Annotated in this window: 21 protein-coding genes and 1 pseudogene; 13 read left to right on the plus strand and 9 right to left on the minus strand. The window is 72.4% G+C overall.

What is annotated here, in order from left to right; translation table 11 throughout:
• The first annotated feature begins 38 nt into the window (after window positions 1-38).
• The gene (locus GC092_RS04690; RefSeq protein WP_324014846.1) at window positions 39-1,205 is read left to right on the plus strand and encodes an acyl-CoA dehydrogenase family protein; all 1,167 of its coding nucleotides are present in this window, start codon (window positions 39-41) and stop codon (window positions 1,203-1,205) included.
• Window positions 1,206-1,281: 76 nt separating this feature from the next.
• Here GC092_RS04690 and GC092_RS04695 read toward each other — a convergent pair whose 3' ends face one another.
• The gene (locus GC092_RS04695; RefSeq protein WP_282979660.1) at window positions 1,282-3,051 is read right to left on the minus strand and encodes an acetyl/propionyl/methylcrotonyl-CoA carboxylase subunit alpha; all 1,770 of its coding nucleotides are present in this window, start codon (window positions 3,049-3,051) and stop codon (window positions 1,282-1,284) included.
• Window positions 3,052-3,129: 78 nt separating this feature from the next.
• On the minus strand, window positions 3,130-3,783 hold the full coding sequence (locus tag GC092_RS04700) for a Maf family protein (protein ID WP_324014241.1): 654 nt from the start codon (window positions 3,781-3,783) through the stop codon (window positions 3,130-3,132).
• Between the two features lie 48 nt (window positions 3,784-3,831).
• Here GC092_RS04700 and GC092_RS04705 point away from each other — a divergent pair.
• The 5 genes and pseudogenes from GC092_RS04705 to GC092_RS04725 form a co-directional block, all read left to right on the plus strand.
• A pseudogene (locus tag GC092_RS04705) lies at window positions 3,832-3,942 on the plus strand (TRAM domain-containing protein); the annotation flags it as partial.
• 554 nt (window positions 3,943-4,496) lie between these two features.
• Window positions 4,497-5,102 (plus strand): class I SAM-dependent RNA methyltransferase, encoded by a 606-nt coding sequence (locus GC092_RS04710; protein WP_324014242.1) that lies wholly within the window; start codon window positions 4,497-4,499, stop codon window positions 5,100-5,102.
• Window positions 5,103-5,133: 31 nt separating this feature from the next.
• Entirely contained in the window at window positions 5,134-5,781 is a 648-nt protein-coding gene (locus GC092_RS04715) for a response regulator transcription factor (protein ID WP_271173837.1), read from the plus strand.
• Window positions 5,781-7,079 (plus strand): sensor histidine kinase, encoded by a 1,299-nt coding sequence (locus tag GC092_RS04720; protein ID WP_324014243.1) that lies wholly within the window; start codon window positions 5,781-5,783, stop codon window positions 7,077-7,079. The genes GC092_RS04715 and GC092_RS04720 overlap by 1 nt, the downstream gene beginning before the upstream one ends.
• On the plus strand, window positions 7,076-8,092 hold the full coding sequence (locus GC092_RS04725; RefSeq protein WP_271173835.1) for a hypothetical protein: 1,017 nt from the start codon (window positions 7,076-7,078) through the stop codon (window positions 8,090-8,092). The genes GC092_RS04720 and GC092_RS04725 overlap by 4 nt, the downstream gene beginning before the upstream one ends.
• 213 nt (window positions 8,093-8,305) lie before the next feature.
• On the opposite strand, the gene GC092_RS04730 is transcribed toward GC092_RS04725, so the two are convergent.
• The 5 genes from GC092_RS04730 to GC092_RS04750 form a co-directional block, all read right to left on the minus strand.
• Window positions 8,306-8,521, minus strand: a complete 216-nt coding sequence (locus GC092_RS04730; RefSeq protein WP_324014244.1) for an acyl-CoA carboxylase subunit epsilon — start codon at window positions 8,519-8,521, stop codon at window positions 8,306-8,308.
• 13 nt (window positions 8,522-8,534) lie between these two features.
• Window positions 8,535-10,106, minus strand: a complete 1,572-nt coding sequence (locus GC092_RS04735) for an acyl-CoA carboxylase subunit beta (protein WP_282979738.1) — start codon at window positions 10,104-10,106, stop codon at window positions 8,535-8,537.
• A gap of 121 nt (window positions 10,107-10,227) precedes the next feature.
• Window positions 10,228-11,349: a 5-(carboxyamino)imidazole ribonucleotide synthase gene (locus GC092_RS04740; protein WP_324014245.1), complete on the minus strand. Its 1,122-nt coding sequence runs from the start codon at window positions 11,347-11,349 to the stop codon at window positions 10,228-10,230.
• Between the two features lie 36 nt (window positions 11,350-11,385).
• Window positions 11,386-11,946 (minus strand): PH domain-containing protein, encoded by a 561-nt coding sequence (locus GC092_RS04745; RefSeq protein ID WP_271173832.1) that lies wholly within the window; start codon window positions 11,944-11,946, stop codon window positions 11,386-11,388.
• 52 nt (window positions 11,947-11,998) lie between these two features.
• Window positions 11,999-12,781: a biotin--[acetyl-CoA-carboxylase] ligase gene (locus GC092_RS04750; protein WP_324014246.1), complete on the minus strand. Its 783-nt coding sequence runs from the start codon at window positions 12,779-12,781 to the stop codon at window positions 11,999-12,001.
• A gap of 286 nt (window positions 12,782-13,067) precedes the next feature.
• Here GC092_RS04750 and GC092_RS04755 point away from each other — a divergent pair, with 286 nt between their 5' ends.
• The 6 genes from GC092_RS04755 to GC092_RS04780 all read left to right on the plus strand — a co-directional run bounded on the left by GC092_RS04755 (window position 13,068) and on the right by GC092_RS04780 (window position 18,830).
• On the plus strand, window positions 13,068-13,898 hold the full coding sequence (locus GC092_RS04755; RefSeq protein WP_324014247.1) for an endonuclease domain-containing protein: 831 nt from the start codon (window positions 13,068-13,070) through the stop codon (window positions 13,896-13,898).
• A gap of 216 nt (window positions 13,899-14,114) precedes the next feature.
• Window positions 14,115-14,582 carry a 5-(carboxyamino)imidazole ribonucleotide mutase gene (purE, locus tag GC092_RS04760; RefSeq protein ID WP_282979736.1) on the plus strand — a complete coding sequence of 156 codons (468 nt, stop codon included), beginning with the start codon at window positions 14,115-14,117 and terminating at the stop codon, window positions 14,580-14,582.
• Between the two features lie 11 nt (window positions 14,583-14,593).
• Window positions 14,594-16,024: an LCP family protein gene (locus tag GC092_RS04765; RefSeq protein WP_271173829.1), complete on the plus strand. Its 1,431-nt coding sequence runs from the start codon at window positions 14,594-14,596 to the stop codon at window positions 16,022-16,024.
• The gene (locus tag GC092_RS04770) at window positions 16,021-17,097 is read left to right on the plus strand and encodes a glycosyltransferase (RefSeq protein WP_324014248.1); all 1,077 of its coding nucleotides are present in this window, start codon (window positions 16,021-16,023) and stop codon (window positions 17,095-17,097) included. Before GC092_RS04765 ends, GC092_RS04770 begins: the two co-directional genes overlap by 4 nt.
• A 96-nt stretch (window positions 17,098-17,193) precedes the next feature.
• On the plus strand, window positions 17,194-18,069 hold the full coding sequence (locus GC092_RS04775) for an ABC transporter permease (protein ID WP_271173827.1): 876 nt from the start codon (window positions 17,194-17,196) through the stop codon (window positions 18,067-18,069).
• A complete protein-coding gene (locus tag GC092_RS04780) occupies window positions 18,069-18,830 on the plus strand; it encodes an ABC transporter ATP-binding protein (RefSeq protein WP_324014249.1) in 762 nt (253 codons plus the stop codon). The genes GC092_RS04775 and GC092_RS04780 overlap by 1 nt, the downstream gene beginning before the upstream one ends.
• A 24-nt stretch (window positions 18,831-18,854) precedes the next feature.
• Here the strand turns inward: GC092_RS04780 and GC092_RS04785 are convergent, their stop codons facing one another.
• Together GC092_RS04785 and GC092_RS04790 are read right to left on the minus strand one after the other, a co-directional pair.
• On the minus strand, window positions 18,855-19,763 hold the full coding sequence (locus GC092_RS04785; protein ID WP_324014250.1) for a glycosyltransferase family 2 protein: 909 nt from the start codon (window positions 19,761-19,763) through the stop codon (window positions 18,855-18,857).
• A gap of 1 nt (window position 19,764) precedes the next feature.
• Window positions 19,765-21,066, minus strand: a complete 1,302-nt coding sequence (locus GC092_RS04790; protein WP_324012313.1) for a UDP-glucose dehydrogenase family protein — start codon at window positions 21,064-21,066, stop codon at window positions 19,765-19,767.
• A 184-nt stretch (window positions 21,067-21,250) separates the two neighbouring features.
• Between GC092_RS04790 and GC092_RS04795 the strand changes: the two genes are divergently transcribed.
• Window positions 21,251-23,347, plus strand: a complete 2,097-nt coding sequence (locus tag GC092_RS04795) for a LasA N-terminal domain-containing protein (protein ID WP_324014251.1) — start codon at window positions 21,251-21,253, stop codon at window positions 23,345-23,347.
• The last annotated feature ends 9 nt before the right edge of the window (window positions 23,348-23,356 follow it).

Here is a 23,356-nt window from a genome sequence, read left to right on the forward strand (position 1 = left end):
TCATCACGCCCACCCGCACCCCCGTCGACGGCACCGAGATGCTCGAGCCGGATCTGCAGGAGCTCGCGCGCACCGTGCGCGCGTTCGCCGACGACGTGGTCGCGCCCGCCGCGTACACCTACGACACCGAGCGCCGCCTCCCGCTCGAGATCATCGCCGAGATGGGGCGGATGGGGCTGTTCGGCCTGCCGCTGCCCGAGGAGTACGGCGGGCAGGGCAAGTCGTACCTGCACCTGTGCGTCGCGGTCGAGCAGCTCGCGCGCGTGGACCAGTCCATCGCGGTCACGCTCGAGGCGGGTCTCGGGCTCGGCGCGATGCCGATCTACCGCTTCGGCACCGAGGAGCAGCGCCGCGCGCACCTGCCCGCCCTCGCACGCGGCGAGGCGCTCGCCGCCTTCGGCCTCACCGAGGCCGAGGCGGGCTCCGACGCGGGGGCGACGAAGACGACCGCCACGCTCTCGGACGGCTGGTGGACGATCAACGGATCCAAGCAGTTCATCACCAACTCGGGTACGCCCATCACGAGCGTCGTGACGGTGACCGCCGTGACCGGCGAGCGCGTCGGGCGCGACGGACGGCGAGGGCCCGAGCTGTCGACGATCATCGTGCCGGTCCCGACGCCCGGGTTCACCGCGCTGCCCGCATACGACAAGGTCGGGTGGCACACGTCCGACACGCGTCCGCTCGTGTTCGACGGTGTCCGCGTGCCCGAGGAGAACCTCCTGGGGGAGCGCGGCCGCGGCTTCTCGAACTTCCTCAGCGTGCTCGACGAGGGCAGGGTCGCGTTCGCGGCGCTCTGCGTGGGCGCGGCGCAGGGGTGCCTCGAGCAGGCCGTGCTGCACGCCAAGCGCCGCGTCGTCTTCGGGCGCCCGATCGGCGACAACCAGCACATCGCGTTCACGATCGCGCGGATGCAGGCCCGTGTCGCGGCGGCCCGCGCGGTCATGCACGACGCGGCTCGCCGCATCGACGCGGGGGCGCCGTTCACGACCCAGGCCTCGCTCGCGAAGCTCATCGGATCGGAGGCGGCGGTCGCCAATGCGTCGGACGCGACCCAGATCTGGGGCGGGCACGGGTTCATGAACGAGAACCCGGTCGCGCGGCACTACCGCGACGCGCGCATCCTCACGCTCGGGGAGGGCTCGACCGAGGTCCAGCTGGGGATCATCGCCCGCAGCCTCGGCTTCGACCGCGCCTTCGGCTGACCAGCCCACGCATGTCCCACGTGTTCCGGGTTCCGGGGGCGGATGGCCGGAACACGTGGGACATGCCCGGGGGAGATCAGCCGATCAGGAGGAGCTGGTGGCCCGCACCGACGGTGGCGCCGGGCGTCGCGTCGATCGAGCCGATCGTGCCGTCCTTGTGGGCGTGCAGCGGCTGCTCCATCTTCATCGCCTCGAGCACGACGACGAGGTCGCCCTTGACGACCTGCTGGCCCTCCTCGACGGCCACCTTGACGACCGTCGCCTGCATGGGCGACTTGAGGGCATCGCCCGAGGCGCCCGCGGTCGCGGTGCCGCCGCCGTGCTTGCGGCGGGACGAGGGGACGGCCGCGGGGCGGCCGGTCGCGCCGGGAGCCGTCACGACGCGGTCGGGCAGGCTGACTTCGAGCCGCTTGCCGTTCACCTCGACGACGACCGTGTGCCGGCTCTCGGCCGCGCGCGGCGCCTCGAGCTCGCCGTCCCACGCGGGGATGTCGTTCTCGAACTCGGTCTCGATCCAGCGCGTGTACACGCCGAAGACGCCGTCCTCCGCCGTGAAGGCGGGATCGCGCACGACCTTGCGGTGGAACGGGAGCACCGTGGGCAGGCCCGCGACCTCGAACTCGTCGAGGGCGCGGCGCGAGCGCTCGAGCGCCTCCTCGCGCGTCCGGCCGGTGACGATGATCTTCGCCAGGAGCGAGTCGAACGCGCCCGAGACCTCGTCGCCCGCGGTGACGCCCGAGTCGAGGCGGATGCCCGGGCCGCCGAAGGTCTTGAACACGTGGATCGGGCCGGGCTGGGGCAGGAAGCCGCGACCGGGGTCCTCGCCGTTGATGCGGAACTCGATCGAGTGGCCCTGCGGAGCCGGGTCGTCGTAGTCGATGGTGCCGCCGGCCGCGATGCGGAACTGCTCGCGCACGAGGTCGATGCCGGTGACCTCCTCGGAGACCGGATGCTCGACCTGCAGGCGGGTGTTCACCTCGAGGAACGAGATCGTGCCGTCGGCGCCCACGAGGAACTCGCACGTGCCGGCGCCCGTGTAGCCGACCTCGCGCAGGATGGCCTTGGATGCGGCGTAGAGGATGGCGTTCTGCTCGTCCGTGAGGAAGGGAGCGGGGGCCTCCTCGACGAGCTTCTGGTGACGGCGCTGCAGCGAGCAGTCGCGCGTCGACACGACGACGACGTTGCCCTCGGCGTCGGCGAGGCACTGCGTCTCGACGTGGCGGGGCTTGTCGAGGTACTTCTCGACGAAGCACTCGCCGCGGCCGAAGGCCGCGATCGCCTCGCGCGTGGCCGACTCGAACATCTCCGGCACCTCGTCGAGGGTGCGCGCGACCTTGAGTCCGCGGCCGCCGCCGCCGTAGGCCGCCTTGATCGCGATCGGGAGGCCGGCCTTCTCGGCGAACGCGACGACCTCCTCGGCCGTGTCGACGGGGCCGGGCGTGCCGGGCGCGAGCGGCGCGCCGACCTTCTCGGCCACGTGGCGCGCGGTGACCTTGTCGCCGAGCGCCTCGATCGCCTCGGGCGACGGCCCGATCCAGATGAGGCCGGCGGCCTGCACGGCGCGCGCGAACGCGGCGTTCTCCGCGAGGAAGCCGTAGCCCGGGTGCACGGCGTCCGCACCGGAGCGACGGGCGACCGAGAGGATCTTCTCGATCTGCAGGTAGGTCTCGGCGCTCGTGGCGCCCTCGAGGGCGTAGGCCTCGTCGGCGAGGCGCGCGTGCAGCGCATCGCGGTCCTGGTCGGCGTAGACGGCGACCGAGGCGATCCCCGAGTCGCGGGCTGCGCGGATGATGCGGACGGCGATCTCGCCGCGGTTCGCGATGAGCACCTTGGCGATATCAGGCATGCGTTCCAGACTAGTCACGGTCGGACGCCGCCTTTTGAGTGACCCTCACAAAGTGCGCGCCGAAAGGTGTGCCGTTCCCTACGACGGCAGGCGGTTCCAGAGCGACGTCCACTCGACGCCGAGCTCTCGGACGAGACGGCGGACGGTCGAGAGCGACATGCCGACGACGGTCGACGGGTCGCCCTCCACGCGCTCGATGAACGCACCGCCCAGGCTGTCGACCGTGAACGCGCCGGCCACGAGGAGAGGCTCGCCGGTCGCGACGTACGCGGCGATCTCGTCGTCGCTCACGTCCGCGGCGAACGACACCGAGGCCCGCGCGGTCGCGTGCGCCTCGACCGGCTCGGCCTCCGCGCGGACGCGGATGACCGCGTGGCCCGAGTGCAGGACGCCGGTGCGGCCGCGCATGCCCTGCCAGCGCGCCGTCGCCGCCTCGGGCGTATAGGGCTTGCCGTAGATCTCCCCGTCGAGCTCGAACATGGAGTCCCCGCCGATCACGACGCCGTCGAAGCCGGGGTGGACCTGCAGGACGCGCGCGGCGACATCCGCCGCCTTGCGGCGTGCGAGGACGAGGACGTGCTCGTCGGGCGGCAGCACCCTGCCCTCGCGCTCCTCGAACTCGGCGATCGCCGCCTCCTCGTCGACGGCGGGGGCGATCGCGAGCGGCTCGATGCCGGCCTGGTTCAGGAGCATGAGGCGCGCGGGAGACGTCGAGGCGAGGCAGACCTGCATGGCTCCACGCTAGGCGATCCGCCAGGGGCGAGGTGCGACGATGGGAGCATGCAGACGGGAGACGTCGTCGACCTCGAGGTCACGGACATCGCGCACGGAGGCGTCTTCGTGGCGCGGCACGAGGGCAGGGTCGTCTTCGTGCCCGACGCCGTCCCCGGGGAGCGCGTCCGCGCGCGGGTCGCGGAGGTCAAGAAGAGCTTCGCGCGAGCCGAGGCGCTCGAGGTGCTCGACGCGTCGGAGCATCGCCAGCCGCACATCTGGGCCGAGGCCGACATCGCCCGCGACCCCGCCGACCGGGTCGGCGGCGCCGACCTCGGTCACATCGCGCTCGCGCACCAGCGCGAGCTCAAGGCGCATGTCCTCCGCGACGCGTTCGCGCGCTTCGCCGACGAGAAGGTCGACGTGGTCGTCGCGCCCGCCGCGGACGGCGACGAGACCGAGTCGGCGGATGGCACGGGCTGGCGCACGCGCGTCGGGCTCCATGTCGACGCGGATGGCCGGATCGGCCCGTTCGCCTCGCGCAGCCATCGCGTCATCGAGGTGGCGCACCATCCCCTCGCCGTTGCCGAGATCGAGAGCGCCGCCCTCGCGCTCCAGCGCGAGAAGCCCGGCCGGGTCGACCTCGTCCGGCCGGCCGACGGGCGCGTCCGGGTCATCCGCCGCCCGGATCGCCGGCGCACGCGGGGCGCGCAGCCGGCCCCCGCCCCGAGGTCGTGGTCGAGCGCGTCGGCGACCGCGGCTTCCAGGTCGATGCGGGCGGATTCTGGCAGGTGCACCGCCTCGCGGCGCGGACGCTGCACGCGGCGGTCGCCCGTGCCCTCGACGACATCGCGCCGCACGGCCTCGACGCCGACGCATGGCACCTCGACCTCTACGGCGGGGTGGGGCTCTTCGCCGATGCGCTCGCGTCCGCCGCGGAGGGCGACGCCCGTCTCACGTCCGTCGAGTCCGCGCCCCGCGCGACCGCGCACGCGCGCGAGAACCTCGAGCGCCATCCGCGTGCCGAGGCCGTGACCGCACGCGTCGAGCGCTGGCTCGGCGCGCTCGCCGCGGACGCGGAGCCCGCGGACCGCGACGCGCTGCGGCGGGGCGTGACCCTGCTCGACCCTCCGCGTGCGGGGGCGGGCCGCGAGGTCGTCGACGCGGTCGCCGCGCTCGAGCCGTCCGCTGTCCTCTACGTCGCCTGCGACCCGGTCGCGCTCGCGCGCGACGTGGGTCTGTTCCGCGCCCACGGCTACGCGCCCGAGCGCCTGGAGGCGTTCGATCTCTTCCCGAACTCGCACCACGTGGAGGCGCTCGCGGTCCTGCGCCGCGCGTGAGCCCGCGTCGCCTGGCGATAGGCTTCTCGCCATGACACGCGTGGCCCTGATCGACGATCACGAGTCGGTTCGTCTCGGGCTCGAGGCGGCGCTGCAGCGCGACGGCCAGGAGGTCGTCTACAGCGGCGTCTCGGTCTCGGCGTATCTCGCGTGGCGGGCCGAGACGAAGGCGCCGCCCGTCGACGTCGTGCTGCTGGACCTCACCCTCGGCGACGGCGCGACCGTCACCGAGAACGTCCTGCGGCTCGCGGGTGAGTCCTCCGTGATCATCCACTCCGTCGCCGATCGTCCTGCGGCGGTCCGCGAGGCGCTCGCGGCCGGCGCCGCCGGCGTCGTGAGCAAGTCGTCGCCCCTCGAGGACGTCCTGAGCGCCGTCCACACGACCGCGGGCGGCGAGCCCCTCAACAACGTCGAGTGGGCCAGCGCCGTCGAGGGCGACCGCGAGTTCGCCGACGCGCAGCTCGCCACGCGCGAGCGCGAGGTGCTCCGGCTGTACGCGGCGGGGCTCCCGCTCAAGGCCGTCGCCGACCGCCTCGGCATCGCGTACTCGACGGCCAAGGAGAACATCACGCGCATCCGCGTGAAGTACACCGAGGTCGGGCGCCCCGCCCCGACGAAGGTGGATCTGCTGCGGCGGGCGATCGAGGACGGCATCGTCGAAGCGCCCGCGGAGGGGTGATGTCCGCGGGCGGCACGCGCGGGATCCCCTCGGGACAGGAGGCGATCGCCGAGGCCTGGACGCACGTGCTGCCGCGCCGCACGGCGACCGCCGTCGAGATCGAGCGCGGCTTCACGTCCGCACGCATCGAGCGGGTCCTGCAGATCGCCGTGGCACTCGCGTCGGCCCTCCTCGGCGTCCAGTCGTTCCTGACCGCCATGGGGTCCGACCTCGACCCGCTCCCGCGCACGCTGCTCACGGCCACCGTGTTCGCGTCGCTCGCGGCGATGATCGCCGCGTGTCTCGCGGGCCGGTGGGCGCGCCCCGCGGCCACGGTGTTCGCCTTCCTCTTCCCGCTCTCGCTGCTGCTGTTCTGGGCGCTCCCCGAGCCGCGGTACGAGCCCGCGGGAGGCCCCTGGGTCTTCTTCCTCCTCAATGTCGCGCCGGCGGCGGCCGCCCTCGTCTTCCCCGTGGCCTGGCAGCTCGTGTGGGTCGTCGTCGTCCCGCTGCTGTTCGCGATCGTCCGGCTCTCGCGCGGCGAGTTCTCGGCGGAGCACTGGCTGACGTCGGTCTACGACGTCTCCCTCTCGCTCATCGTCGGGGGAACCGCGGTCGCGCTCATCTGGATGTTCCGCAGTCTCGCCGCGGGTGTCGACGCCGCGCGCGCCGCCGCGATCGACCAGTACTCCCGCGCTGCCTCGGCCGAGGCCGCTGAGCAGGAGCGCGTCGAGGTCGCGGCCCTCATGCACGACAGCGTGCTCGCCGCCCTCATCGCCGCGGGCCGCGCGCAGTCGGATCGCGAGCGCCAGCTCGCCGTGTCGATGGCGCGCGAGGCGCTCACGCGCCTCGCGAACGCCGAGTCCGACGAGCCAGAGGGCAGCGACGCCCCCGTGACCTCCGCCTGGATCGCCTCGGAGCTCCAGGCGCAGGCGCGAGGGCTCGGCGTCGTGCTCGCCGTGGCGGGCGACGAGCTGCCGATGCCGGGCATCCCCGGTCGCGTCGCGCGCGCCCTCGTCCTCGCGGCCACGCAGGCCGTCGCGAACTCCATCCAGCACGCGGATGGCCGCGGCCTCGCCGTGCGCCTCACCGCGCGGCACGGGCGCATCCGGATCGTCGTGTCGGATGCGGGCCGCGGCATCGATCTCGCGTCGATCCCCGCCGACCGCCTCGGCATCCGGGCGTCGATCTTCGCGCGCGTGGCGGCGGTCGGCGGCGGAGCGGCCATCGAATCCGACGAGCGCGGCACGGTCGTGACGATCACCTGGCCGGCGGGCGACGACGACAGCCTCTACCGGCGCGAGGCGGAGGAGGCCCCGTGAAGGTCCGCAAGGTCCTCACGATCCTCGCCGCGGCGTTCTCGGGGTACCTCGCCGCGCGCGGCGTCTTCCCGACGCAGCCGGTCGACCGGCCGGGATTCCTCATCGCGGGCGTCGTGCTCTACCTCGGTGCGACCATCCTCGTGCTGGCCGTGCGCTCGGTCGACTCCGCGCGCCGCGACGTCGCGCGCCTGCCCGTGTGGGCGACCGCGTGCGCTCTCGCCGTGTCGGCCGCGATGCCGTGGGTCGTGACGGCCTGCGCGGACGAGAGCGCGCGGATGGCGCCGCACGTCACCTGGTACGTCGGGGGAGCGGGCGCTCTCATGACGATCGTCATGGTGCGCCGCCGCCCGATCTCGGCGTGGACGGGGATCGCGCTCCTCGGCGTGAGCAGCTCCATCCTCATGGGCATCGGGAACGCGCTCGCCTTCGGGCTCGTCGGGTCGTTCCTCTGGGTCGGGGTCGGCCAGCTCATGCAGATCTCGACCGACCGGGCGTACTCCGACACCGTGAAGCTCGCGAGCCTGCAGCAGGCGTCGGCGGCATGGCAGTCCGCGCAGCTCGTGCGCCGCCGCGAGCGTCGCGAGCGCGTGCAGTACGCCCTGCAGGTCGCGGCGCCCGTGCTCACCCAGGTGATCGCGTCGGGAGGCGCCCTCACCGACGAGCAGCGCGCTGCCGCCTGGCTCGCGGAGGGCGCGCTGCGCGACGAGCTGCGCGGGGCCCGGCTCCTCGACGACGACGTCCGGCGCGTCATCGCGACGCTCCGCGAGGGCGGCGCCGCCGTCACGGTCCTCGACGAGGGCGGACTCGACGACCTCGGCGACGACGCGCTGTCGGCCATCCGCGCCGAGCTCGCGCAGACGCTCGCCTCCGCGGATGCCGGCCGCATCATCATCCGCACCGCGCCGCATCCGGACATCGCCGTGACGATCGTGGGGCGTGCGGCCGCGGGCGGTCACTCCGACGAGGACGCGGTCGCGCTGTGGCACGAGATCCGTCGGCCCGCGGCCTCCTGAGACGGGGAAAAGGAAAGGGCCGGGGGTGATCCTTCACCCCCGGCCGTGCGGACGGTTACCCGAAAACCGTCCGCGGTGTGCCGACTCGCCATCTGCTTACCCTGGAGCGGATGGGGCGGCCAACGCACAAGCGTTTCCATATCCAGTATGGAAAACCCGCAAGCCCGTGTCTGTAGGTATTTCGGGGGACAAGAACCGGCCCCCTGAGCGGTCTCAGCTGCCGAAGCGGCCCCAGCCGCCGCGTGCGAGCGGACGGCGGAGACGGCGCGACCTCGTCCACGCGTCGAACGACGGCGTGTCGTCGACGACGGCCGATGCCGCCTCCTGCGTGTAGGCCTCGGACACGACCGCGACGATGGCCGCGAGCTCCTCGTCGGTCGGGTTCCCGCGCACGACGTCGACGCGGGGGATGTCGTTCTGCTCGGACATGCGCCGTCTCCCGCTAGAGCGGGATGTTCCCGTGCTTCTTGGGCGGCAGCTCCGCGCGCTTGCCGCGGAGCGAGCGCAGCGCCTTCGCGATCGCCACGCGCGTCGCGGCCGGCTCGATGATGCCGTCGAGCTCGCCGCGCTCGGCCGCGAGGAACGGGCTCGCGACGTTGTACGTGTACTCGTTCGCGAGGCGCGTGCGGACGGCCGCGACATCCTCGCCCGCCTCCTCGGCCTTCTTGAGCTCGCCGCGGTAGAGGATGTTCACCGCCCCCTGGCCGCCCATGACCGCGATCTCGGCGGTCGGCCAGGCGAGGTTGATGTCGGCGCCGAGCTGCTTCGAGCCCATGACGATGTAGGCGCCGCCGTAGGCCTTGCGCAGGATGACCGTGACGAGCGGGACGGTGGCCTCGGCGTAGGCGTAGAGCAGCTTCGCGCCGCGGCGGATGACGCCGGTCCACTCCTGATCCGTGCCGGGCAGGTAGCCGGGCACGTCGACGAGGGTGACGATCGGGATGGAGAACGCGTCGCAGAAGCGCACGAAGCGCGACGCCTTCTCGCCCGCGTCGATGTTGAGCGTGCCCGCCATCTGCGAGGGCTGGTTCGCGATGATGCCGACCGTGCGACCTTCGACGCGGCCGAAGCCGATGACGATGTTCGGCGCGAACAGCGGCTGCACCTCGAGGAACTCGCCGTCGTCGACCGTGCGCGAGATGACCTCGTGGATGTCGTACGGCTGGTTCGGCGAGTCGGGGATGAGGGTGTTCAGCTGCCGGTCGGCGTCGGTCGTCTCGAACTCGAACGCCGACTCGTACGCCGGCGCATCCGCCATGTTGTTGTCGGGCAGGAAGCCGAGGAGGGTGCGCGCGTAGTCGAGCGCGTCGTCCTCGTCCTCGGCGAGGTAGTGGGCCACGCCCGAGCGCGTGTTGTGCGTGTAGGCGCCGCCGAGGTCCTCCATGCCGACGTCCTCGCCGGTCACGGTCTTGATGACGTCGGGGCCCGTGACGAACATCTGGCTCGTCTTGTCGACCATGATGACGAAGTCCGTGAGCGCGGGGGAGTACACCGCACCGCCCGCTGCGGGGCCCATGATGATCGAGATCTGCGGGATGACGCCCGACGCGGCGGTGTTCAGGCGGAAGATCTCCCCGTACTTGCCGAGGGCGACGACGCCCTCCTGGATGCGCGCGCCACCCGAGTCGAGGATGCCGACGATGGGCATCCCGCCGCGCAGCGCGAACTCCATGATCTTGATGATCTTCTCGCCCGCGACCTCGCCGAGGGAGCCGCCGAAGGTCGAGAAGTCCTGCGCGTAGACGGCGACCGTGCGGCCGTGGATCGTGCCGACGCCGGTCACGACCGAGTCGCCGTACGGCCGCGACCTCTCCATCCCGAACGCGGTCGTGCGGTGGCGCACGTACTCGTCGAACTCGACGAACGAGCCGTGGTCGACGAGCAGCTCGATGCGCTCGCGCGCCGTCAGCTTGTTCTTGGCGTGCTGCTTCTCCTGCGCCTTCGCCTCGGCCTGGACGACGGCCTCGTCGTAGCGGGCGCGCAGGTCGGCGATCTTGCCCTGGGTCGTGGACATGTCGGGTTCGGTCACGCGTTCCACCCTAGTCGCGGCCGCCGCGCGCGACTTGGAGGGCACACACAACGCCCGTCGTGAAGCTGTGTGGCGCGGCGACACCGCCCTCGGAGACCCGCGCGGATCAGTCGAAGAAGGCGGCAGCCGCGCGCGCCTCGTACGCGGCGTCGTCGAGCTCATCGGCGGCGACGTTGACGTGCCCGACCTTGCGACCGGGGCGCGGCTCCTTGCCGTAGGTGTGGATCTTGGCGAGCGGATGCGCCGCCATGGCCGCGGCGAAGCGGTCGGTGAGCTGCTCGCCCTGCGGGCCGCCGAGGATGTTCACCATGACGACCGCGCCCGCGGCGACGTCGGGAGCGCCGAGCGGGAGGTCGAGGACCGCGCGCAGGTGCTGCTCGAACTGACTCGTCACGGCGCCATCCTGCGTCCAGTGCCCGCTGTTGTGCGGGCGCATCGCGAGCTCGTTGACGAGGATGCGGTCGTCGACGGTCTCGAAGAGCTCGACCGCGAGCATGCCCGTGACGCGCAGCCCCTCGGCGATCGTCTTGCCGAGGCGCGCCGCGACCTCCATGAGCTTCTCGCTCGCGTCGGGGGCGGGCGCGAGCACCTCGGCGCACACGCCGCCGCGCTGCACGGTCTCGACGACGGGGTAGGCGACCATCCCGCCGCTCGGGCGACGCGCCACCTGCTGCGCGAGCTCGCGGCGGAAGTCGACGAGCTCCTCCACGAGCAGCGCCTCGCCGTCGAAGTCGGCGAACCAGTCGGCGACGTCCTCCGGGCGCGAGACGACCTTCACGCCCTTGCCGTCGTAGCCGCCCCGCGGCGTCTTCACGACCGCGCGCCCGCCGTGGTCGTCGAGGAAGGCCTGCAGCTCGGACGGCTCGGCGACGGCGGCCCAGTCGGGCTGCGGCGCGCCGAGCTCGGCCAGGCGGCGCCGCATCACGAGCTTGTCCTGTGCGAAGCGCAGCGCGTCGGGGCCCGGGTGCACCGCGACGCCCGCGTCGACGAGCGCGTGCAGGACGTCCTGCGGCACATGCTCGTGGTCGAACGTGATGACGTGCACGTCCTTCGCGAACGCGAGCACGGTCTGGGCATCCCGGTAGTCGCCCACGGCGGCCTGGGCGAGTGCGGCCGACATGCCCTCCTGCTCGGCGAGCACGCTCAGCTCGATGCCCATCTCGACCGCGGGAGCGATCATCATCCTCGCGAGCTGGCCGCCGCCGATCACACCCACACGCATCGTCATGCGTCCATTTTGACGCATCGGCGGACCCGCGAACGATCAGCCGCGGGGCGCGGGCAGCTGGTGCCCGAACGAGAAGCCCTGCGATTCGCGGTGCGCCTGGATCTGGCTCATCTCGACCTGGTCGGCGAGCACCTCGTGCACGAGGCCGGCGTCGGGCACGTCCCGCAGCACGAGCGGCGCCGTGACGCCGTCGGACAGCACGAGCGTGCCCGCTCCCCACATCCGCTGCAGCACCCCGCGGCGGAGTCGGATGGAGTAGCCGCGCGTGTGCGAGAGCTCGCTGTGGTCGCGGGCGAGGAGGCCGCGCTTCGCGATCACGCGCCGGGTCGTGATCGTGTACGTGCGGGTGAGCCATGCGAGCAGCGGCAGGACGGCGCCGAGCAGGACGACGGCGCCCGCCGCGGCCAGCAGCATCCAGTCCTCGAAGGGAGCCGGCAGGTTGCCGAGCAGGTAGCCCGTCGCGCCCGCCGTGGCGATGACGAGCAGCGCCGACCAGGTGAGCCGTCGGGCGTGGCCGTGCAGGCGCGCCACGAGCAGCTCGGGCGCGGGGGCGACCGGCGGCGTGGCGGGCCGACCCGCGAGTCCAGGCGTGCTCATGCCCCCATTGTCCGCGACGCGGGCAGGACTCCGCCGCGCCGCGCCGGGCCGCTCAGCGGACGTGCACGACGTCGCCGGCCGAGACCGCCACGCGGTCGCCGTCCGCGACGACGACGAGGCGCCCGTCGGGAGCGAGCTCGGTCGCGCGCCCCCGCAGCGTCGTCCCGTCGGGGAGGGACACGGCGACGTCGCGGCCGAGCGTCGTGCACACGGCGGTCGCCGCGGCGTGCGCTCCGGACGCGACGGCGTCGCCGCCCGCCCGGGCGAGACCGCGGAGCAGGTCGTCGAGCGCCGTGAGGTAGTCCGCGACGAGGGCGTCCTCGTCGCACTCCAGGCCCAGCGCGGGGAACGACGTCGCCGTCGGCACGGGGAGGTCGATCGGCTGCAGGCGCGTGTTGACCCCCGTGCCGACGATCACGGCGTCGGGGTCGGCGGTGCCCTCGGCCAGCACGCCGCAGATCTTCCGGAGCTCGTCGCCCTCGTGTGCGACGAGCACATCGTTCGGCCATTTCAGGCCGACCCGGATGCCCGGGGTCTGGGCCGCGACCGCACGCTGCATCGCGACTCCCGCGACGAGGGGGATCCAGCCGCGCCCGGCGAGGGGGAGATCGGGCACCCGCACGACGACCGACAGGGCGAGGGCGGCGCCCGGAGGGGCGACCCAGCGTCGGTCGAGACGCCCGCGCCCCGCCTGCTGGTCGTGCGTGAGGAGCACCCCGAGGTGCGGCCACTCCTCGCCCTGCGCGATCGCGCGCGCGAGATCGGCGTTCGTCGACCCCGTCTGCGCGACCTCCGCCATCCGCCCTGCCACCGTGCGCGTCCGCTCCCAGCTCACCCGTCGACCCTAGCCGGATGGCCCTGGCCGGCGTCGCAGGGCGGGTGTTCCGCCCCGGCGACAGCAGGACAATCCACCGAGGGCAGGACGGCACGGCCGAATCCGTCCTGCTCTCGGCGGATTCTCCTGCGGCGGGCGGCGGGCGGCGGGGATGGCACGCGGGGCAGGCCCGACGGGGCAGCCCGGCGCCGACACCCTGTGCACAGCCGCGTGCGCCGCCGCGGGTCCGTCCACAGCGCGGAGGAGTGGCGCTCGCCGGACGCTCCGCGCGGGCCAGGCTCTCCGCATGTCCCTGCGCGCACTCCTCTCCGCCCACGGCGGGTACCGCCACCGCCGCGATCTCCTCGAGTCGGGGTGGTCGCCCGATCGCCTGCGCCGTGCGGCCCGCGCCGAGGGCATCGCGCTGCTGCGCCGCTCCTGGCTCGTCCTTCCCGAGGCGCCGGCAGAGGTCCACGCCGCGGCGCGCCTCGGCGGGCGCATCACCTGCCGAAGCGCGCTCGAGCAGCACGGGCTCTGGTGCCCGCCTGGTTCGGCCGATGCGATCCACATCGCGCTCGCACCGAATGCGCGCGCCGGCGAACCCGGCGTGCGCGCGCACTGGGCGTCGCCCGTCGTCGCCGTCGCACCCCGGACCCTGCTCGATCCGATCGAGAACGTCCTCGCGTGCATCGCGGTGTGCGCGGACGGTGAAGCGGCGTTCGCCGTGTGGGAGTCGGCACTCGCGCGGACCCGGATCTCCGCCGACGCCATGGCGCGGACGAAGTGGGGCAGCGTCGCGGCCCGTGCGCTCGCCGCGGAGGCGGGAGTCCGATCCGACTCGGGCGTGGAGTCGCGGTTCGCGTACCGCTGCCGCCGCGCGGGCATCCCCTTCCGGCAGCAGGTGTGGCTCGCCGGTCGCCCCGTGGACGCCCTCATCGGCCGTCGGCTCGTCGTGCAGCTCGACGGCTTCGCCTTCCACAGCGACGCGCGTCAGCGGCGCGCCGATATCGCGCACGACCGGGCGCTCCGCCTCCTGGGCTTCACCGTCTTCCGCTTCGACTACTTCGAGGTGATGCACGACTGGGACCATGTCGAGTCTTCGCTGCGCTCGGCGATGGCGCAGGGGCTGCACCTCTGACCGCTGCGAGGGAAGGAGATCCGCGTGAGCGCAGGCCGATGCCCGCGCAGTGGTCCTGCTCTCGACGGATTCTCCTGCGCTCGCGCGGACGCCGAGGGGATGGCGGATGGCGCGGGCCCGGGGAGCGAGGCGATGTCGCTCCCGGCGATTTCCAGGGTCTCGCCCTAGCCTTGTCGGGTGCTGAACTCGTCCGAAACGCCCCTCGTCGGCGTCGTCATGGGCTCCGACTCCGACTGGCGCGTCATGGTCGACGCCTCGACCGCTCTCACCGAGCTCGGCATCCCGCACGAGGTCGAGGTGGTCTCGGCGCACCGCACGGTGGACAAGCTCATCCGCTACGGCCGCGAGGCGCGCGGCCGCGGACTCCAGGCGATCATCGCGGGAGCCGGCGGCGCGGCCCACCTGCCCGGCATGCTCGCGTCGGTCACGGCGCTTCCCGTGATCGGCGTCCCCGTGCAGCTGAAGACGCTCGACGGACTCGACTCCCTCCTGTCGATCGTCCAGATGCCGGCGGGGATCCCCGTCGCCACCGTCTCGATCAACGGCGCCAAGAACGCCGGCCTCCTCGCCGCGCGCATCCTTGGCACCGCCGATGCCGCGATCGCCGACCGCATCGAGGAGTACGCCCGCGATCTCGAGCGCCAGGTCGAGGAGAAGAACGCACGTCTGAAGGGCTCTCTGTGACGGTTGCCGCCATGGCACGCACCCGGACGCCGCTGCGATCGAGCGCTCTCGTCGAGACGCGCCCGATGCGGCACCCCGACGCGGCCGACGCGGCGCTCATGACGCGCCGCGGATGGTGGCTCGTCCTGCTCGGCTGGGTCATCCCCGGGTCCGCGCAGGTGCTCGCCGGCAGCCGCCGACTGGGCCGCTTCGGCCTGGGGGCGACCCTCCTGTCCTGGGTGCTCGTCGCGGTCGGCGCGCTCGCGCTCCTGCTCTGGCGCGACGGCGCCATGACCATCCTCCTCAACCCGCTCGTGCTGCTCGCTCTCGCGGCGATCGTCGTCGCGTACGGCGTGCTCTGGATCGTCCTGTCGATCGACACGCTCCGGCTCGTCCGGCTCGTCCGGACGCAGAGCCCCGCGCGCTTCGGCATCGCGGCGCTCGCGATCCTGCTCATGGTCGTCACGGGCGGCACGGTGGCCTACGCCGCGCCGCGCCTCGTCGCGGCCTCCAACGCGCTCGGCTCGATCTTCGCCGCGAGCGCGCCGGTCGTGCCGCCGAGCGAGGGCTACTACAACATCCTCCTGCTCGGCGCGGACTCGGGCGACGGCCGCGACTCCATGCGGTTCGACAGCATCTCGGTCGTCTCCATCAACGCATCGACCGGCGCCGTGACGATCACCGGCATCCCGCGCGAGCTGGGCGCCGCGCCGTTCAGCGACGGCAGCCCCATGCAGGCGCTGTACCCGAACGGGTTCGAGGGGCACGCCGATCCGTCGTGCGGCTGGGACGACTGGATGAACCACATCCGCCAGGCCGCCGAGATCTGCCGCGAGGACCAGGGCGCCTCGCTCTACCCCGACGCCGAGCGCCACGGCTCGTCGCCGGGCGTGGAGGCCACGAAGGACGCGGCCGAGGGCGTGACCGGCCTCGAGATCCCGTACTACGCGTTCATCGACATGAACGGCTTCGCGGCGCTCGTCGACGCGCTCGGGGGCGTCGACATCGAGGTGTCGCAGCGCCTGCCGAAGGGCGGGGGGCCCGCGTACGAGGGCCAGCCGGCCGAGGACTGGGCGATCGGATGGATCGAGCCGGGCGCCCAGCACATGGACGGCGACACCGCGCAGTGGTACGCGCGCTCCCGCTACACGACGAGCGACTGGGACCGCATGCAGCGGCAGCGGCAGCTGCAGGAGGCGATCCTCGCGCAGTTCACGCCGGAGAACGTATTGACGCGCTTCCAGGACGTCGCACGCGCCGGCACCGCGATCGTCGAGACCGACATCCCCCAGTCGCTCCTGCCGACCTTCCTCGACCTCGCGGTCGAGGCGAAGAGCCAGGCGGTGACCTCCGTCGAGCTGACGCCCGAGGGGCCGATCGCGGTTGACCAGGAGTCGCCCGACTTCGCGGCCATCCACGCCTACCTCGAGAGCGTCCTGCACCCCGAGGAGTCGTCGGGATGACAGTGCGGCTGCGAGTCGTCCTCGACCAGCTCGCGGCACCCACCGACCCCGATCTCTCCGCGGCCGCGCGCGACCTCGCGCGCATGCTCATCGAGTCGGCGCCCTCGGGTTGCGTCGTCGACGCGATTGCGCCGGCCGGAGAGCCGCTGCGCCTGGACGGCATCTCGAGCGAGAAGCGCCTCGCTCTCGCGCGCCGGGAGCTCGTCGCGGCCTGGCGGATGGGCGTGGCCGCGGGCGCCGAGGGCGGCCTCATCCACGCGCCCACGCTCCTCGCGCCCCTCGTCCGGCATGACCGGGCGAAGGACCACGCGCAGACCGTCGTCACGCTGTGGGATCTGCGCGCGTGGGAGGCGCCGGGCGAGCTGCCCCGTGCGGCTGCCGCGCTCGAGCAGGCGCTCCTGAAGCGCGCGCAGAAGCACGCCGATGCGATCGTCGTGCCGACGCACGCGATCGCCGAGCGCCTCGCCGAGCATGCCGCGTTCGGTCCGCGCGTCCGGGTCGTCGCCGGTGCGCCGCCCGAGGGCTTCTCGATCCCCAGCGACGTCGACGCGCGTCGCCGCGACCTCGCGCTGCCCGCCCGCTACATCGCGGCGTCCGGAGGAGCTGCGGCGTCCGACGGCCTCGCCCGCGCGCTCGCGGCCGCCCGCGCCGTCGACGCGGACGTCGTCGTCATCGACGTGCCGGAGGGGCAGGACGGCGCGGTGCGGGAGATCGCGGACGCCGTCGGCGCCGATCCGCAGCGCGTTCGGACGCACGGCTCGCTCGACCGGGGAGACCGCGCCGCGGTTCTCGCGCACGCCGCGGCGTTCGCGGCCGGGTCGACGCGGGCCGCGTGGCCCTGGCGCGTCGTCGAGGCGATGGCCCTCGGCACCCCCGTCGTGGCCGCCGACTGCGACGGACACCGCGAGGTCGTCCTCGACGGTGGCGCGGTCGTCGACGGCGCCGAGATGGGCGACGCGCTCGCGGCGGCGATCGACGACGAGCGGATGGCGCTGCGCGCGCGGGATCGGTCGCGCGCGTTCTCGTGGCACAGCGCGGCGGAGAAGGTCTGGCAGCTGCATGCCGAGCTCTGACGCCGCGCGCTCGGGGCTGGCCTCCAGGTTGCCCGCGGGTGCGGCGATAGGATCGCGTGTGGCTTTTTCCCGATTGACGAGGCAGGGCGCGCACCAGTGACGACGATCGATCTGTCGGAATACGACGTCCCCGGCCGAGGTCGCGGACTCGCGGATGTGTTCCGCTGGCGGTATCTGCTCCGCCTCCTCGTGCGCAAGGGCACGGCGACGCGCTACCGCAACTCGGTGCTCGGCTGGACGTGGTCGTACGTCAAGCCCGGCATCCAGTTCCTCATGTACTTCCTCGTCGTCGGCTTCATCTTCGACGGCAACCGGGGCATCACGAACTTCCCGATCTACCTCTTCGCGGGTCTCGTCGCCGTGAACTTCTTCAACGAGGCGTTCGGCAACGCGACGACGGCCATCGTGGACAACCGCGCCCTCGTGAAGAAGATCTACCTGCCGCGCGAGCTCTTCCCGATCTCCGCGATCATCGTGGCGTTCATCCACTTCCTGCCGCAGCTGGCCATCCTCCTCGTGGTCAGCCTCATCTACGGCTGGCTGCCCACGTTCGCGGGTCTCGGTGCGATGCTCCTCGGGATGGTGCTCATCGCCGCGCTCGCGCTCGGCCTCGGCCTTTTCTTCGCGGGCATCAACGTGCGCTACCGCGACGCGCAGAACTTCGTCGAGATCATCCGCATGGTCTCGACGTGGGCGTCGCCCGTGCTCTACGCGTGGACGCTCGTGGAGGAGAAGGCCACGGGCTGGATCCTCCACCTCTACATGTCGAACCCCGTGACCATCGCGGTCGAGCTGTTCCACTGGACGTTCTGGGAGCCCACCGTCCCGACGAACGCGGACGAACAGCCGCACGGGTTCCCCGAGCACTTCCTCGTGTACCTCGGGATCGCCGTCGCGCTGTGCGCGGTCATCCTCGTCATCGGCCAGCTGACGTTCCGCCGCTTCGAGCGCACCTTCGCCCAGGATCTGTGATGTCGAACACCCTCTCCGTCACGTCGGCCACGAAGCCGGCCATCGTCATCGACCACGTGTCGAAGCTCTTCCTCAAGCGCAACACGCACTCCTTCAAGGAGGCGTTCATCGGCTGGATCCAGCGCAAGAAGGTGCGCAGCGACGTCTTCACGGCGCTCGACGACGTGAGCTTCCAGATCGGCGAGGGCGAGTCGGTCGCCGTCCTCGGCTTCAACGGATCCGGGAAGTCGACGACGCTCAAGCTCGTGTCGGGCGTGCTCGAACCCGACAAGGGACGCGTCTTCACGCGCGGCCGGGTCGCGGGCCTCATCGAGGTCGGCGCGGGCTTCCACCCCGAGCTCTCGGGGCGCGAGAACGTCTACCTCAACGCGGCCATCCTCGGCATGAAGCAGGACGAGATCGAGGCGCGCTTCGACGACATCGTCGCGTTCAGCGAGATCGGCGACTTCATCGACACCGAGGTGAAGCACTACTCCTCGGGCATGTTCATGCGCCTCGCCTTCGCGGTCGCGATCCACGTCGACCTCGACGTGCTCCTCGTGGACGAGGTGCTGTCGGTCGGTGACGCGCCGTTCCGCCAGAAGTGCTACGCGAAGATCGAGGAGCTCACGGCGAAGGGCGTCACGATGCTCGTCGTGAGCCACGACATGGGCACCGTGAAGCGCCTGTGCTCGCGCGGGATCTTCATCCACGAGCACAAGGTGCTCTTCGACGGCCCGATCGACGAGGCCGTCGAGCTCGTCCGCACGACGCCGCACTGATCGCGCGCGACGCCGTGCGGCCGGTCAGCGGGCGAGGCGGCGCCGCACCTTGTCGTAGCCGCGCTGGAGGACGTTGAGGCGGCCCACCTCGCGGCGCACCTCGTCGCGGATGCCGTTCTCGACCTCGACGAAGCGTCGGTCGATGAACTTCGTCAGATAGAGCACGAGGCCGAGCCCGTGCTCGTCGACGTACGCGCGCAGCGCCTCATCGCGGATGAGCGCATCGTGCTTCTCATGATCCCCGCGCGACTCGATCACGCTGTTGCCCGCTGCGCCGTCGGCGCCGGTGCGCTGGTGCCAGTACGCGTACGGCTCGTCGGCGAGGTACTCGAGGGGACCGCGCGCGAGCACGCGCAGGTTGAAGTCCCAGTCGCCGACGACGGGGAGCCGGTCGTCGTACAGGCCCAGCTCCTCGTGGAGGCTGCGGCGGTACACGAAGCCGATCGGCACGTACCGGTTGAACAGGAGCGTGTCGGCGAGGGTCGGCACCGTGAGCTGCGGCTGGAACACCTCGCGGCGGACGGCGACGAGGCGGTCGCCCTGCTGCTCCTCCCACACGATCTCGATGCGGGACACCACGCCGCCGCGCTCGGGGTGGGCGTCGAGGTAGGCGGATGCCCGCTCGAGGAACTCGGGATGCCATGTGTCGTCGTCGTCGTGCAGGACGAGGAGCGGCGCAGAGGTCGCGAGGACCCCCGCGTTCGCGCTCACCCAGCGCCCGCGCGACGTCTCCGAGTGCACCGCGCGCACACGCGCGCGGTGCTCGTCGGGGAGCGCCGCGATGAGCGCGTCGACGACCGCGGGGTCGCCGCCGTCGTTGACGATCACGGCCTCCCACGCCGTCAGCGTCTGGCCCGTGATGCTCCGCAGCGCCCTGCGCAGGAAGTCGGGGCGGTCCTTGGTGCGGACGACGACGGCGACGCGGGGGGTCATGTCAGCGGCCCATGCCGTGGTAGGTCCAGCCGGCGTCGCGCCAGGTGGTGGGGGTGAGGATGTTGCGGCCGTCGATGATGACGGGGCGGGCGACCTTGTCGCGGGTGGTGTGGGGGTCGAGGTCGCGGAAGGCTTTCCATTCGGTGGCGATGACGACGGTCTCGGCGCCGGTGAGGGCGTCGTCGAGGGTGTCGGCGTAGGCGAGCTGGGGGTGGGCGCGGCGGGCGTTGGGGATCGCTTCGGGGTCGTAGGCGATGACGTCGGCGCCGAGGCCCTTGAGGCGGACGGCGACGTCGAGGGCGGGGGAGTCGCGGGTGTCGTCGCTGTCGGGCTTGAATGCGAGGCCGAGGACGGCGACGCGGTGGCCGTTGATGTGGTCGGGGAAGCTGTCCACGGCGAGGTCGACCACGCGCTGGCGGCGGCGGAGGTTGATCTCGTCGACGTGCTTGAGGAACGCGACGGATTCGCCCTTGCCGAGTTCCTCGGCGCGGGCGGTGAAGGCGCGGATGTCCTTGGGCAGGCAGCCGCCGCCGAATCCGACGCCGGCGTTGAGGAAGCGGCGTCCGATGCGGTTGTCGTGTCCGATCGCGTCGGCGAGCTGGGTGACGTCGGCGCCGACGGTCTCGGCGATCTCGGCCATCGCGTTGATGAAGCTGATCTTGGTGGCCAGGAAGCTGTTGGCGGCGACCTTGACGAGCTCGGCGGTGGCGTATCCGGTGACCAGGCGGGGGGTGCCCGCGGCGATCGCGGTGTGGTAGACGGCGTCGAGGGTGGCGGTGTCGTCGGTGCCGGTGGTGTCGGAGACGCCGTACACGAGCCGGTCGGGCTCGATGGTGTCCTTGACCGCGAAGCCCTCGCGGAGGAACTCGGGGTTCCAGGCCAGGTGCGCGCCGGTGGGGGCGATCAGCTCGGCCAGGCGGCTGGCGGTGCCGACGGGGACGGTCGACTTGCCCGCGACGAGGTCGCCGGGGCGCAGGTGGGGCAGGAGGGACTCGACGGACGCGTTGACGTAGGTCATGTCCGCGCCGGTGCCGTCGTGGCGCTGCGGGGTGCCCACGGCGATGAAGTGGACCTGCGCGCCCGCGGCGGCGGACATGTCGGTCGTGAACGACAGGCGACCCGATTCCAGCCCCTGGGTGAGGATCTCCCCGAGCCCGGGCTCGAAGAACGGCGTCTCGCCCGCGGCGAGCTTGGCGATCTTGGCCTCATCGACATCGATCCCGACGACCTCGTGCCCCAGCGACGCCATAGCCGCCGCATGCACCGCACCCAGATACCCGCAACCGATCACACTCAACTTCATGACGCCTGAAACCTCTCTGGCCGACTCGAACGCGCCGGGCCGGGGACCGGGCCGTGCGACGCAACCCGTCAATCCTCCCATGGACCCGCCCGGCCACCCTCGGAGCGACATGGACGCGGCCCGCGCGGCAGGCCCGGCGCCATCCGCCCCTTCCCAGAGCTTTCACATCTGTCACACTGTTCACATGCGTGCACCCTCTCGCACGTCGGCGCACGCGCGCGGACGTCTCGCTCTGTCGACCCTCGCGGTCGTCTCGCTCCTCGCGGGCGTCCTCTCCGCTGCGAGCCCGGCCCTCGCCGCGGCGCCCGACCCGGATGACGAGCCCGTCATCTCGGCGACGACGGCCCCCGGCGTGCTGCCGAGCGCGCCGCCGCTCCCGTCCGCGACGCCGAGTGCGTCGCCGACCCCGAGTGCCGCACCCACGCCGAGTGCGTCCCCGACCCCCAGCGCGACGCCCTCGCCCTCGCCCACCCCCGGCGCGCTCACCGACGAGGAGATGGACCGCGTCGCGCAGGACACGACGCTCGACGCCGCGGTCGTCGAGGAGGGCGCGGAGCTGCGCGCGAGCGCGGTGAGCCTGGTCGGGTTCGACCCGGGCAACATCATCAGCGACGCCGTGTTCTACGACAGCGGGTCCATGACCGCCGCCCAGATCCAGGACTTCCTGAAGCGCAAGGTGCCGACCTGCCAGTCCGGGTACACCTGCCTCAAGGACTTCCGCGCGAGCACGACGTCGCGCAAGGCCGACGCGTACTGCACGAAGCCCTATCAGGGCGCCTCGAGCGAGTCCGCCGCGACGATCATCGCGAAGGTCGCGCAGGCGTGCGGCATCAGCCCCAAGGTGCTCCTCGTGATGCTGCAGAAGGAGCAGGGACTCGTCACGCACACGTGGCCGAGCTCGTGGCGGTACACGATCGCGATGGGCATGGCCTGCCCCGACACGTCGGCCTGCGACACCCGCTACTACGGCTTCCAGAACCAGGTCTACGGCGCGGCACGGCAGTACCAGATCTACGCGAAGTCCAGCTGGTTCGACTGGTTCCCGGTCGGGAAGGTGTCGCAGGTCCGGTATCACCCGAACGCGTCGTGCGGCTCGGGACCGGTCACGATCCGGAACAAGGCCACGGCGAGCCTCTACTACTACACGCCGTATCAGCCCAACGCCGCGGCGCTGCGTGCCGGGTACGGCACGGGCGACGCGTGCTCCGCCTACGGGAACCGGAACTTCTACAACTACTTCACCGACTGGTTCGGGGCGACGCGCGGGCCGACGTCGGGTCTCATCCGGACGCCGAACGGAGACATCTTCCTCCTCAACGGCGCGAGCAAGGTCCACGTCACGAGAGAGCTGCTCTCGGCATACGAGGCCGCCTTCGGCTCGTGGCGCTCGGTCTCGGCGGACGAGGCGGCGCGATACCCGACGAAGGGCACGTCCTCGCGCTTCATCCGCAACGCGTCGACCGGCGACATCTCGCTCCTGCAGGGCGGCCAGCGCCACCGCTTCACGACCTGCACGCAGGTCTGGCAGTGGGGCGGCAGGTGCGGCACGGAGCTCGCCCTCACGGCCGGCACGTACACGGCGGTCAAGCAGGGCGCGACGATGACGAACGTCGCGCGCCGCACGTGGAGCGGCACGACGCTCCACCTCATCAGCGGCTCGAAGCTGCACCCGCTCTACGACGCCGCCGCCGCGGCGGCACTCGCGGGATCGTCGAAGCCGTTCGCGGCCGTCATGCCGCCGTCGGGCCTCTCGCGCTACACGATCGGCGAGGTCCGGTTCGCGCCCGGCTCGTGGGTCAAGCGGACCTCGTCCGCCCGGGTGTACCTCGCGACCTCCGACCGCCGCCTCGTGTACCTCCCGAGCTGGGGCTTCGCCGACGAGTACGGCCTCGGTCGCGGCGTCGACGCGCACGTCCCGGGCGCGACGCTCACGGGGTACGCCGACAAGGGGAGCCTGAGCCTCTTCGCCCGCTGCGGCGGCACGACGTACTTCGCCGCCGGCGGCAGGCTGCGTGCCGTGACCACGACGGCGGGCTTCGCGGTGACGACGCTCGACACGGCGACGTGCCGCGTGCTCGACCTCTCCGGCGGGCGCGTGCCCGGCCGCATCTTCGTGAAGTCGGCCACGAGCGATCGCGTCTATGTGCTCGACGGCGGGCGCCTGCGCCATGTGACGTCGGTCGCGGCCGTGCGGCGCCTCAACGGGGGAGCGTGGCCGACCATCCTCACCCTCACGGCGCAGACCGTGGACTTCCTGCCGAAGGGCTCGGCGGTCCGCTGATGCGCGCGG

Source organism: Microbacterium sp. JZ37 (genome assembly GCF_035188445.1).
Taxonomy (GTDB): domain Bacteria; phylum Actinomycetota; class Actinomycetes; order Actinomycetales; family Microbacteriaceae; genus Microbacterium; species Microbacterium barkeri.